Genomic DNA, 11,841 nt, shown 5'->3' with positions numbered 1-11,841 from the left:
CCGCTACCGATATGACCTACTCCCGAGCGTGTCGCGACTGCCCAACGCCGCTTCAGTGGCGGATCGCGGGGCCAAGGCGATCGCGAGCTGCGCGGGATCGCAGCCCACTCGTTTCGCAAGATCTACGACCGGCCTCGGCACCGGATGAAGCGGATGGCGGTCGCGGGTAGGCGGCAAGCCTTCGTCACCACCGAACATCGTCACCGGAGTGCTCGCGGGCCCCATCTGGTAGACCCGCCATTGGCGCCCGACAGACTCAGCGATGGCAATACGATCTCCAGCCCGGAGTATGGCTGTCGCCTTCGTGGCGTTGCGAGCGAGGACAGCGCAGGGAGAACCTGCCACGTTCGCAGCGGTTGCCGCAGCCCTGCGCGGATTCCTGAACTCGCCGTCGACCATCCACACTCCGTCCCGCCGGAGCGCGGGAATGCCCTGCTCCGCGAACCTCCGCCGGAGCACAGCGGTCGGATCGTCCTCCGCATCGGTGGTGAACTCGACCAGTGCCTGGAACTCAGCCGTCCCCACCATCCGACCGTTTGGAGCGTCGGCTGTGCCCAGGTAGTCGGCAACCACCGCGGCGTCGGCGAACGGGATCACCGCGCGGGTGTGCTCCCAGGCCACCGTTGTCACCCGGTCGCGCGCGCTCGTCCCGTTGAGAATGGTGTCCTGAGTGAGCAACGCCGTGCCAAGCGCGCACAAGGCGACCACGACCTCCAGAGCATGACCGGGATACGCCTGATGCTCGGCCTCCGAGGGCGGCAAGACTGCCAACACGTCGGCAAGCTGGTCACGCCATTCCTCGCGGTCCTCCCAGACACCTCCAGCGAGCAGGTTGACGAACAGCTTGGCCACCGCAGCGCGCAGGGCAAGCGGCGACGGTTTGCCGTGGACGGCCCGGCTGAGTCTGCCCGCCAACCGCCGCCAACGACTGTGGTGAGCCTCGGGCACCGGATGGATGTCGGTCCGATCCACCTCAACCCCGCCAAGTTCCTCAGCCGCGGCGTCGGCCTCTTCGACAGGCTCCGCCTCGAATTCCCGCGTCGACCCGATAGACCACTCAGCCTCCCCGTCGGACATCGACACTCGCCAGAGTCCTGGGAAGACCCAGGAGGCCAGCGAAGGCCCTAGCAATGTCTCGGTGTCGCGGACCCACGCTCCGTACCGGTCGTCTTGGCCCTCGTTGCTCGTTCGGGTCCCAGTTGTCGTCGAATCGGGCAGCTGGTGCCCGGCGAGGTCGGTGATCAGCTGCTCCAAGTCACGCTCGAAACGACTGGCCAAGAGCGGATCGGTGAACAGCTCGTTCGGCGGATAGTCCCGGCTCACCCGGGGCGTCGAATCGTCTCGGGCGGCACAGCGTGCCGTGTCGGTCAGGAACACGACGGCGGAGACGGTCAAGGCGGCGGGATCACCGGTCACGGCGCGCACCGCTCGACCGAGAGGATCGGGGATGGCGAACTCGACAACACTGACCACATCAGCGCCTGCCCGCTCCAGGACATGCACGAGCTTCCAACTGCCGGGAGTGGCATCGGGCGACATCTGCACCGACACCGGTCCGGTCGCGGTTGTGCTCAATTCGACGACGACGCGGTCGGCAAGCTTGCGCGCGCCTACCACGACAAGCGACGGTCCCGCCGGTTGACCGCGAAATGCCGGGGTGGTGTCAATCCCTTGGATCCGCGTGATCGACACGGTCTCGGTGTCCGGAACGAGGGTGGTCTCGACGGGACACACGACCACCAGCTCGCAGTTCCCACCGGCCATGGTGGTGGCGAGCATGGCGGCCGCGCTCGGGTTCGCGCTGCCGACCATCGCCGATCTGGCGCCGTCGACCGACCACTCCACCAGCTTGCCGTGGCGCATCCGGTCCTCAGCCAGAAGTCGCAGGCCGATCGTCGGCACCGTGGCGGTCGCGGCGCCGAGTGCGGCACCGTCGTACTGCGCCATCGTCGGCTGGAGCGCAATAGTCAGCTCGGCGGGGACCAATCGGGCGACGATCTCCCGCACGGCCGCCGCATGCGCGTCGAAGAACGGCGCGCTGATGGCCAGCGTGTCCGTAGGCCCATTTGGCAGAACCGACACCAGCGAGTGCCGCAGGTTGCCTGCGATCCGCAGGTCGGGAAGCGACCCGTCTGGCTCATCGGGCGTCACGGCCTCGCCGATGTACCGCACGGTGTCAGCGATCCACGACGGCATGGCGACCACGTCCGGCAGGTCGCCGAGCCAGGCTCCCAAATCGCCCAGCGCGGCGGGCCCGGCGCCACGTCGTGCCCGCACAACCAGCCACAACTCGTCGTTGTGTCCCCAGCCCGCAAGGGTCGGATTGCCGGAACCGATAGCTGCCCACACGTCATCATCACCGACCAGCACGACCAGCTTGGGATGGAAAACTCCCGCGCACTGTGCGTGCCCGTGCTGATAGGCGAGTCCCGCGTGCCGGACGTCGACCGGATCGTGCACCGCTTGGCCCGCATCGGTAAGCACGGTGACACGGGCGCCGAGGCCACGGGAAAGCGCGACGAAGTGCCGCTCCAAGAAGACCAGATCAGCGGTGTACCCGGTGACCAGCGCCTCCCGCAATGGAACGCCGGTCCGCGCGGTCCACCCGCGCAGCAGCGAAAGGGGCGAGTGGAACGTCACGACGCCCGCGGCCATCAGGGCAAGTCCAGGGCTCGGCGACCACTGTCGGTGACGGCCAAGGCCGCCGCCGGGGTGGATCCGAACACCCCGACCTGCTCGGCGAGCGCGGCAAGCTGGGGAACTCGCAGGCCGACATTCGCCGTACCCTCGGCGTGCTCGGCGAAATAGCGGCCGTTGCGCTCGTGCAGCTTGCTGAACACGGTCATTCGACCATCAGCGCCGAGGATCAGCTTGCGCATCATGACCCGGCGGGATTGCGCGAGCATATCGTCCACCAACGCCCGGCCGAACTCCGCCGGGACCTGAACGGCGTGCTCGGCGCATCGCCGGTCGACCCACCGAGGATCGAGGAACTGGCCGCCTCCGCGCCCGAGGAACGTCGCACGGGCACGTCCGGTAAGTGTGCGGGCGCGGATCGCGCCGAGCAGCAGAAGCTTGATGTCGGCGCCGACGGAAGCACCGGTGGCGCGCACCAGTTCCTCGGCCTGCCGCGGGTGGCCGGCATCGTCGATCCAGTCTGGCAGTTCGTCAACGAGCGCGCGCAGAGTTGGTGCGACACCGGCAAGTTCACTGGTGACCCACTCGTGCAGGTCGCCTCGGGTAACCGTGCCGGGTTGAACGCGCACCTGATCGACGAGCCTGGCCCACAGACGGCGCCATGCCCCGACCGAGTAGTGCCGAAGCAGGACGCCCCGCCAGTCAAGTGCGTGTTCGCTGACGGCGAGGACAGGATCCGATGAGGCCGCGGGGCCGAACGCGACCACCGAGGTGAGAGCCCGCACGACATCGTGGACGCCGCTCGGATGCAGCTGGATGGCCCGGGCGACCACTCGCAACGTCGCCCGGCGAGTGCGATCGTCGGAAGTCCACTCACCCAGGTCCGGCGTGGCGCACAGGATGTCCCGGAGACGGGCGCACTCGGGCGCGGTCCGGGAATCGAAGGCGAGGGCGGCATCGAGGTCGATGTTACTGACCGGCCCTTCGATCGCGATCTCGAACACCGGACGGAAAAGATCGACAACGGCGGCCGGGCAACGATGTCTGCCAGGGCGCAACACACGATCGACAAACGATACCGTGCCGAGCGTCACACTCGGCCCGTTGTACTGATCCCAGAAACCCCACTGCCGCCGCGAGTACACCGCGTCCAGATCACGTTGTTCGCCCGCGTTGGTCAGGCCCCTGATCGCATCAAGTGCGTGCGGCCACGGTGAATCGCTCGGCACCATGGCGTAGTGCTGCTCGTACGCCATGGCCAGCGCCACCTCGGAGCGACGCAGCACACGTCTGCACGCCGCGGAGTCCAGGTCTCGCTCCGCCGCGAACGCGGCCAAAGCCCAGTACAGCGCATACCACCTGGCAAGTCGGGTCAGGCTGGACACCCCTGGGACAAGCACGCCGACAGCGGCCAACACCGGACCTTCGACCGACAGCGGGTACCGGCCACCCCGGACCTCAAGGCCGCGATCGCACCAGAGCGGTCCGTGAACCACCGACACTGAGGGCGTGCTCGTCACACTGACGTGATCGCTACCGGGGCCACCGCGTTAGCCCCATTCTGGGGAAGAGATGCTTCACACCCCAGTGCCGCGTGCTCCGACATCTGGGGAGAAGGATCAGCCGCAGTCGGACGTCTCATCACAGCAGGGCGCGTGTGGACCTGTTGTCGGACGGTCGGTCGGAGTGAAAAGTAGCGAGACCGCACACAACGGACTCGCAACGTGCAAAAATCGGACAATCACCGGACAGGAAGACAGCCGCGTGCCCGAGTCGACACCCCTCGTTCCCGCTGTCCGGTAACAATTTCCTGGGCAGCAAATCGGCGAAATAGTCTCCATTGGATGCCACAGCACCAAGGCTGCGATCAGCGGACTTGGCGGCAAAAGCCGTCGCCGCTTCGCACATGTCGCCGTGACGAGCATCGCCGGGAAAGAATCCCCGTCCGAGCGGGGGCGTTCACGGTCGGGAGTCAGCCACCCACCGGGAGAGGGTGCTCGTCGGCGAGGGGTTCGGGGGCGGACAGGCGCCAGGCCTCGTAGAGGAGTTCCAGGAGCTCGTCGGCGTCGATCTTGGGGAGGTGGACGACGACCCAGCCGAAGCCGCCCGCGGTGAACTGGACCTCGAAGACGTCGGGGCGTTCGGCGACCAGGGCGATCTGCTCGGACAGGGTCTGCTTGAGGCCGACGGTGCTCGTCCTGGGCCAGTGGTAGCCGAACCGTTTGCCGCACACGCTGAACGACGTGTAGTCCCGCGCCTTGGCGCGCTCGACCTCGGCGAGCCGGTCGACCATCCGCAGGAACTCACCACTGGACACACCCATGTGGGTCATTCTCGCCCACGCCACCGACAGTCCGGAGGCCGCCGGGCCCCGCGGCGGGGCAAGGCACGCACTGGATGCCGGATGTATTCACCAATGCGCTGACCGACCGGCCCATTCTTCCGTTGGCGAGAAATCGACCGCGACACCCCGAGGAATTCGCTCGACCGGGTGGTCGTCGGCTTTTCGGCGTGTTGCGACACGGAGGCCGTGAGATGGTCACCGCGGTGAAGTCGCATTCCACTGTCGCAAGACCGCGCGCCCTACCCGGTTCCGTCACCTGGCTGGCCGGGGCGGGCATGATCCTCTTGATCGCCTTGTACGTCTACCACGCCTGGGGAATCCGCTGGGTGCCGCTGCGCTCCGCGCTGACCGATTTCTGGTCCTATGTCGCCGCCGGGCAGGCCGTTCTCGACGGGGCTCCGCTCTATGAAGAGGGCAAGGCAGCGCTGCCGACGATCGGGGGCACGTTCAAATACACCCCGTTCGCCGCCGTGCTGTTCGTGCCGTTGGTCGGGATTCCGGTGTCGGTCGCGCCCGCCCTTGTGCTCGGCGCCAACGTCTTCGCCCTGCTCGCCGTGGTGTGGACGGGCTGGGCCATGCTCGGCCACGCCCGCGACCACGGCAGGCTCGCCGCCACCGCCGCGCTCGGCGCGCTGAGCCTGGGGCTGCAACCGGTGCTGTGGAACAACACCTGGGGCCAGGTCAACCTCATCCTCATGGCCATGGTCGTCCTCGACCTCGCCCTGCCCGACCACCACCGCGCCAAGGGCGCCCTGGTCGGCGTCGCGGCGGGCATCAAGCTTGTCCCGGGCATCTTCATCGTCTACCTGCTGCTCACCAGACGCTTCCGGGCCGCCGCGGTCTCCGCGTCGGCGGTCGCGGCGACAGTCGGCGTCGGGTTCCTGGTCCTCCCGGGCGAGTCCTGGCGGTTCTGGACCGGCAACGTCGCCGACGCCAACCGGATCGTGGGGTCCGCGTTCACCCTCGGCTCGGAGAACCAGACCCTCCGCGGCGTCATCGGCCGCGCCTTGGGCGACGCGGAGCCCCCGGCCCTGCTGTGGCTCTCGGTCGCGGGACTGGTCGCGGTGGTCGCGCTCGCGGTGGCGGTGCTTGCCAGCAGGCAGGGAAACGAACTTCTCGCCGTCGCGACAGTCGGCGTCACCGGCGTCCTGATAGCGCCGATGGGCTGGTCGCACTACTGGGTCTGGTTCGTCCCCTTCCTCGTGCTCGGCGCCCACGCCGCCTACGTCAACCGCTCCCGCCTGATGCTGGCGTCGACGGCCGCGGGCTACCTGCTGCTGTTCGCGTGGCCGATCGGCACCAACATCGGCCTCCCGTTTCCCGGCCTCCTGTTCGCCAAGGACGGCCTGCCCGACACCGCGGTGACCGCGCTGCAATCCCTGCACGTGACCGTCGGCCTGGTCTTGCTGGCCTCCGCCGCCGTCCACGTGGTCGGGCAGGCCGCCGACCGGCCACGGGACCTCGCCCCGGGCTTCGCCGCAGGCCGGGTTCTCCAATAGTCGCTAGAGGACAGACAGGTCGAGTTCGGCGAGATGGGCGGGGTCGGCGACGACGTCGATGGCGACGATCTTGCCGCCGCTGACGACGATGTCGAAGACGACGCGGGGCTCGCCGTCGGGCGCCCACATGCCCCCGACCGCTCCGTCGACCAGCGCCAACCCGACAGCGCGGGCCCGGCCGGTGAAGGCCTTGGCCACCGACGCGGCGCCGCGGACCTCGGCCGCCAGGACTGGCGCGCCCGCCGCCTGGTTCGCCGTGGCGCCCGCGACGGCCATCGGGTCGGCGCGGAGCACGACGTCCGGGGCGAGGACGGTGAGCAGGGCCGTGAAGTCGCCGTCGCGGGAGGCGGTGAGGAAGGCGTCGACCACTTCCCGCTGACGGGCCAGGTCTGCCTCCGGAGCGGAAGAGACGCCCTGGACGCGGCGGCGGGCGCGGCTGGCGAGCTGCCGGGCCGCGGCCGGTGAGCGCTCGATGATGCCCGCGATCTCGTCGAAGGGGACGGCGAACATGTCGTGCAGGACGAACGCCAGGCGCTCGGCGGGGGCCAGGGTCTCCAGGACGACCAGCAGCGCCGGGCCCACGGTGTCGGCGAGCATGGCCTGTTGTTCCGGGCCGGTCTCCGCGGCGGGTGGCTCGGGGATGTCGTCGCCGACGGGGTCTTCGCGGCGGGTCTTGCGGGTGCGGAGCATGTCCAGACACACCCGGGACACGACCGTGGTGAGCCAGCCCGCCAGGTTCCGCACGTCGTCGGTGTCGGCGCGGCACAGCCGCAGCCACGCCTCCTGGACGGCGTCCTCCGCCTCGGGGAGCGAGCCCAGCATCCGGTAGGCCACCGTGCGCAGGTGGGCGCGGTTGTCCTCGAATCGCTTGGCCAGCCAGTCGCTGTCGGTCACGGTCACATCCTTCGATCAGGTTCCGTCTTAGGGGTGACGTGCCCACCTCGACCGTTGTGACAGGACCCCGTGGCGATCCTGCCCGGGGCGCGCCTCACTATGCTCGGTCGGACCAGGGAGAGGTGCGGGGACGGTGGCGGACGAGTTGCTGCGGCTGCGGTGCCGGGGGCACCGGCAGATCCGGGCGACCCATGCCAAGACCCTCGAGTTCGCCGTCGACACCGACATCACCGGCCGGGCGACGTGCGTGGTCGGCGTCGACAGCGCGCTGGTCGGCGACCCGCCTGCCGCCCTCGCGGGCCCGGTGCTGATCACCGTCAGCGCGGGCGGCGAGACCGCGACGGTGCGCGCTCTGGCCAACTCCCGGTGGCGGCCCGGTGGCGCGGCCGTCGTGCGCCGCAGCGGCGAACGGCTGCCGAACACCCTGGCCACCGACGCCGACCTCGCCGCCGCCGACCTCCCGCGCGCGCTGGCCGCCGCCATGGCCGACCCGGCCGCGGTGGTCGACGTCGTGGTCGAGCGCGACGACCGGCCCGATCCCAGGCTGGTCCGCTACCGGGCAGGCCAGGGCCACGACGACCGGCTCGCCGCCGAATGCGCGGCCGCGGCCGCCGTCCTCGCCGAGGACCCCGCCGCCCGGTCTGTCGTCACCGCGCACGGTGGGATCGTCGGCGCGAAGGTGCCCTCCGACAGCGCACGGGTCCTGGCCGTGTCGACAACGGACACCACAGGCCCGGCTGTGCGGGCGCTGCTGGCCGACCGGCCGGTGGTCGAGGTGCTCGGCCTGCCACCGGAGTTGGCGGTGGCGAAGGCGTCCCCGCTCGGCGGACCGGTGCTGCTCGCCACTGGATTCGCCCGCCGCGACGTCGTGCGGCTGGCCACGGCGCACCGATCGTCCACAGTGGTATTCCGGTGCCCGGCAAGTGATCTGGCCCGGCACCTGGACGAAGCGGAACGCGCGGTCGGCACCCGTGCGGCGACTGTGCTGCCGCACGCCGGGGAGATTCCGGTGTGGGGGCCGCTGGCTCTGGCGCGCGAGGTGGGCGGCTCGGGGGACGTCCTGTGCGCGCTCGACCCGGTCGAGGACTTCCCCGGCGATCCCGCGCCGGACTTGACCCCGGCGGCGCTGCTCACCGCGCTGCTGGCGCAGGACGTGTCGGCGAAGACGCTGGCCCGCGCGCTCGCGGACCAGCCGGGGTGGTCGCGCAAGCAGGCATACGACTTCGTGCTCGGCCTGGACCGTCCGCGGAAGCTCTGACCAGGGCGAATCCAAGTTATCCACAGGGCAGCGCGCACCCCTTTGCCGCTTGAGCCCTGCGTCGATAGCTTGGAAGAGGGCAGGAACTCAGGGCCGCCACCCTTGGGGGAACTTGCCCACCACAGGACAAGACGGTTGGCGCGCCCCTGGCCAGAGGAATGGGGGTGAGAGGAGGTTTCGAGGGAACTTCGAGGGAACGGAGAGAGCGCGAGTTCCGAGAGCGCGGGGGTTTCACGGCGAGCGGGAGCCCGATCAGCGCCGGGTCCCGCGGATAAACGGAGTCCCGGGTATGCGGAGCTTCGCGGTGAATGGGCGGCTCGGGCGCGCGGGATTCGCCGGCGGGCGGGGTAGTGGGCACCGCGAGTCCGCGGGATGGGCTGTGGGTGAGGCTGCGGAGCGCCCTGGCGACTAGTGGGGCTCGGTCAGGTGGTGCTGTCCGGGGTGGGGTTGATCAGGCCGGTCAGGGCGAGGACGTCGAGTTGGTCACGGGAGGAGTTGAGGCGGCGGGTCCAGGAGGTCGCGAGGGCGCTGATGGCTTCGGCGTCGAGGTATTCCGCGGTGTCGAGGCGCCAGTCGGCCGCTTTGAGGGCTGGGCCCAGCTCGGTGGCGGCGGACTCGGGGGTCGGTTCGGGGTGTTCGCCGACCTCGGGGACCGGGGGGCGCCAGGCGTGCAGGTTGAGGGTGACCAGGAAGGTGGTGTCGGGAACGCAGACAGCGGCGAGGCCGCGCAGCATGGCCGGGTCGGAGCCGAGCATTCCGCGCAGGAGGCTGCCCCAGGGCATGAGGACATGGAGGTCGGTGACGCCGTGCAGTTCCGCGGGGAGGCTTTCGGCCGCGGCCCACAGATAGACGAGGTTGGGGAGGCCGCCTTTTCGAGCGCTTGCCTTGGTGGCGACTTTGCGCAGGTTGTCCTTGGCCGCGTCGAGGCCGATCACGAGGCGGTCGGGGTGGGCCTTGGCGAGGTGGAAGGCGTGTTTGCCGTCGCCGGTGCCCACGTCGAGGGTCACGTCGTCGTGGTGGGACAGGAGGGTGTCGAAGTCCGGGCCGCTGAGGTCGACGACCTGCTTTCCGGTGATGCGGCGCATGTGGGACAGCCTAACGACCGGCTTCGGCGCGGGACGGCGCGATCCCGTTCAGCGGCGGGGAGGGGCGGTGCGGCGGGCGTCCACTTCGCCCACAACGCGGCGCTGTCGTCGGTGGGGTGATCCGCTCCTTTGCGCCGCCACGGATTCCGGCACGTCCGGCCGGAGCCCCGAGGGACGCCAGGGGGCAGTCCGGCGAGCGCTGCCGCATTGTCCAGCGAGCGCTGCCATGGCGTCGAGGGAGCGGGGCGAGCGGTGGGCGCGGGTGGGTTCCGCGCTAAGTTCGCAGGCCGAGGCGTTGACCTCCGCGCTTGCCGAACCCGCACGTCGATGAGACGCTGAACATAGGTCACGGAGGTGCCGTGACCCCGCCTCGCCCGCTACTCGGCGCTGGTCCGTTCCGCGAGCCAGGCGAAGGTCTACGGCGAATTCCGCCGAAGTTCTCCGCGACTTTCTTTCGACGCGTCTCGTCCTCGCGCCCGCGGACGCGCCGCCCACCCACGGGAAGACAGAACTACATGACTTCATCCGATATCGCCACCATGACCGGGCCGCCACCGGCGACAGCGAGCGATTTCACCGCACTGTCCCGCCGGATCCGGGCGGCAGGCCTGCTCGAGCGACGCCGCGGCTACTACATCGCCCGCATCACCCTGAACCTGATCGCGCTCGCCGCGGGCTGGGGCGCCTTCGTCTTCCTCGGCGCCACTTGGTGGACGCTGGCCGTCGCCGCGTTCCTCGCGGTGATGTTCACCCAGTTGTCGTTCATCGGACACGACGCGGGACACAAGCAGATCTTCCGCACGAAGCGGGCCAACGACATCACCGGCCTCGCGCACGGCGCCCTGGTCGGGCTCAGCTACGGCTGGTGGGTCAACAAGCACAACAAGCACCACGCCAACCCCAACCACGAAGAGGACGACCCCGACCTCGACATCGGCCCGCTGGCGTTCACCGTGGCCGACGCGGAAGCCAAGCGCGGGTTCGTGCGCTGGACCGTGCGCAACCAGGCGTACCTGTTCTTCCCCCTGCTGCTGCTCGAAGGCCTCAACCTGCACATGTCCAGCGCGCAGGCGGTCTGGTCCGGCGAGGTCAAGTCCGCCCGGCGGACCGAGAAGGCCCTGCTGATCGGCCACGCCGTCGTCTACCTCGCGGCCGTGTTCCTGGTGCTGCCGCCGCTGATGGGCCTGGCGTTCATCGCCGTCCACCAGGGCCTGTGGGGGGTGTACATGGGCTGCTCGTTCGCCCCGAACCACAAGGGTATGCCCACCGTCCCCGCCGGACAGACCCTCGACTTCCTGCGCAAGCAGGTGCTGACTTCCCGCAACGTGCGCGGCGGGGTGGTCACCGACATCGCGCTGGGCGGGCTCAACTACCAGATCGAGCACCACCTGTTCCCCAACATGCCCAGCCCCAACCTGCGGCACGCGCAGGCGATCGTCCGCGACCACTGCGCCGAGCACGGCATCGAGTACGCCCAGTGCGGCCTGTTCGCCTCCTACGGCCACGTGCTGCGGCACCTGCACGAGGTCGGCGCCCCGCTGCGCTCCTCGACAACCTGATCCACGCACGACCCGAGCCCCGGCGACCTGTCCTGGTCGCCGGGGCTCGTCGGTCACCGCGTCACGAGGTCACCAGGTCACTGCCTCACCAGCTCGCGTTTCGGGACGCGTGGGCGAAGGGGTGGTCACTCACCGGCGACAGTGCCGGAGCCGCCGCCGGTGAGTCCGTTCAGGGGTCCACCGTTGCCGCCGGTCAGACTGCTGAGGGGCCCGCCGTTGCCGCCGGTGAGGCTGCTGAGGGGCCCGCCGTTGCCGCCGGTCAGACTGCTGAGGGGTCCGCCGTTGCCGCCGAGGCCAAGAGCGCCCTGCACCAGGCTCATGACGCCCGCGGGCAGGATCTTCTCGGTCGCCTCGGTCTTCGCGACGTCGGTGATGTTCTTGTCGTCGGTGCCCACCTCGACGGCGTGCAGCTCATCGATGTCGGACTCGCTGGCCGAGACCGGGAGCCCGGGCTCAGGGGTGTCAGCAGCCGCGAGGCCCACTCCGGCCAACGACATCGCACCCACGGTCGCGGCCGCGGACGCGATCCGAACGAGGTGACGGTTCATACGGGTGTTCCTCTCAA

General features: G+C 69.8%; 9 protein-coding genes. 3 read left to right on the top strand and 6 right to left on the bottom strand.

The window, feature by feature from the left end; all coding sequences use genetic code 11:
* Positions 1 to 3 precede the first annotated feature (3 nt).
* From BLS56_RS22620 to BLS56_RS22610, 3 genes are all read right to left on the bottom strand, one after another.
* Positions 4 to 2,655 carry a phospholipase D-like domain-containing protein gene (locus BLS56_RS22620; RefSeq protein WP_091454502.1) on the bottom strand — a complete coding sequence of 884 codons (2,652 nt, stop codon included), beginning with the start codon at positions 2,653 to 2,655 and terminating at the stop codon, positions 4 to 6.
* On the bottom strand, positions 2,655 to 3,893 hold the full coding sequence (locus tag BLS56_RS22615; RefSeq protein WP_228771843.1) for a hypothetical protein: 1,239 nt from the start codon (positions 3,891 to 3,893) through the stop codon (positions 2,655 to 2,657). Before BLS56_RS22615 ends, BLS56_RS22620 begins: the two co-directional genes overlap by 1 nt.
* A gap of 716 nt (positions 3,894 to 4,609) precedes the next feature.
* Positions 4,610 to 4,960 (bottom strand): MmcQ/YjbR family DNA-binding protein, encoded by a 351-nt coding sequence (locus tag BLS56_RS22610; RefSeq protein ID WP_091454501.1) that lies wholly within the window; start codon positions 4,958 to 4,960, stop codon positions 4,610 to 4,612.
* Between the two features lie 212 nt (positions 4,961 to 5,172).
* Between BLS56_RS22610 and BLS56_RS22605 the strand changes: the two genes are divergently transcribed.
* On the top strand, positions 5,173 to 6,480 hold the full coding sequence (locus tag BLS56_RS22605; RefSeq protein WP_091454498.1) for a glycosyltransferase 87 family protein: 1,308 nt from the start codon (positions 5,173 to 5,175) through the stop codon (positions 6,478 to 6,480).
* Between the two features lie 3 nt (positions 6,481 to 6,483).
* Here BLS56_RS22605 and BLS56_RS22600 read toward each other — a convergent pair whose 3' ends face one another.
* Positions 6,484 to 7,374, bottom strand: coding sequence for a sigma-70 family RNA polymerase sigma factor (locus BLS56_RS22600; RefSeq protein ID WP_091454724.1), 891 nt, complete (start codon positions 7,372 to 7,374; stop codon positions 6,484 to 6,486).
* Between the two features lie 133 nt (positions 7,375 to 7,507).
* Here BLS56_RS22600 and BLS56_RS22595 point away from each other — a divergent pair, with 133 nt between their 5' ends.
* On the top strand, positions 7,508 to 8,632 hold the full coding sequence (locus BLS56_RS22595; protein WP_091454496.1) for a DUF371 domain-containing protein: 1,125 nt from the start codon (positions 7,508 to 7,510) through the stop codon (positions 8,630 to 8,632).
* A gap of 422 nt (positions 8,633 to 9,054) precedes the next feature.
* Here BLS56_RS22595 and kamB read toward each other — a convergent pair whose 3' ends face one another.
* On the bottom strand, positions 9,055 to 9,717 hold the full coding sequence (kamB, locus tag BLS56_RS22590; protein ID WP_091454493.1) for a 16S rRNA (adenine(1408)-N(1))-methyltransferase KamB: 663 nt from the start codon (positions 9,715 to 9,717) through the stop codon (positions 9,055 to 9,057).
* A gap of 515 nt (positions 9,718 to 10,232) precedes the next feature.
* On the opposite strand from kamB, the gene BLS56_RS22585 reads away from it, so the two are divergent.
* Positions 10,233 to 11,276, top strand: a complete 1,044-nt coding sequence (locus tag BLS56_RS22585) for a fatty acid desaturase family protein (protein ID WP_091454490.1) — start codon at positions 10,233 to 10,235, stop codon at positions 11,274 to 11,276.
* Positions 11,277 to 11,401: 125 nt separating this feature from the next.
* Here BLS56_RS22585 and BLS56_RS22580 read toward each other — a convergent pair whose 3' ends face one another.
* Positions 11,402 to 11,824, bottom strand: coding sequence for a hypothetical protein (locus BLS56_RS22580; RefSeq protein ID WP_091454488.1), 423 nt, complete (start codon positions 11,822 to 11,824; stop codon positions 11,402 to 11,404).
* Positions 11,825 to 11,841: the final 17 nt, after the last annotated feature.

This window comes from Actinokineospora iranica (assembly GCF_900101685.1).
Classification (GTDB): domain Bacteria; phylum Actinomycetota; class Actinomycetes; order Mycobacteriales; family Pseudonocardiaceae; genus Actinokineospora; species Actinokineospora iranica.
Note: the sequence above shows the minus strand (reverse complement) of the source record. Positions and strands in the feature narration are given on the sequence as shown.

Bases quoted from the DNA above. Each gene is read 5' to 3' on its own strand.
- BLS56_RS22620 (WP_091454502.1), bottom strand. From the start codon at position 2,655: ATGGCCGCGGGCGTCGTGACGTTCCACTCGCCCCTTTCGCTGCTGCGC.
- BLS56_RS22615 (WP_228771843.1), bottom strand. From the start codon at position 3,893: ATGGCGTACGAGCAGCACTACGCCATGGTGCCGAGCGATTCACCGTGG.
- BLS56_RS22610 (WP_091454501.1), bottom strand. From the start codon at position 4,960: ATGGGTGTGTCCAGTGGTGAGTTCCTGCGGATGGTCGACCGGCTCGCC.
- BLS56_RS22605 (WP_091454498.1), top strand. From the start codon at position 5,173: ATGGTCACCGCGGTGAAGTCGCATTCCACTGTCGCAAGACCGCGCGCC.
- kamB (WP_091454493.1), bottom strand. From the start codon at position 9,717: ATGCGCCGCATCACCGGAAAGCAGGTCGTCGACCTCAGCGGCCCGGAC.
- BLS56_RS22580 (WP_091454488.1), bottom strand. From the start codon at position 11,824: ATGAACCGTCACCTCGTTCGGATCGCGTCCGCGGCCGCGACCGTGGGT.
- BLS56_RS22585 (WP_091454490.1), top strand. From the start codon at position 10,233: ATGACTTCATCCGATATCGCCACCATGACCGGGCCGCCACCGGCGACA.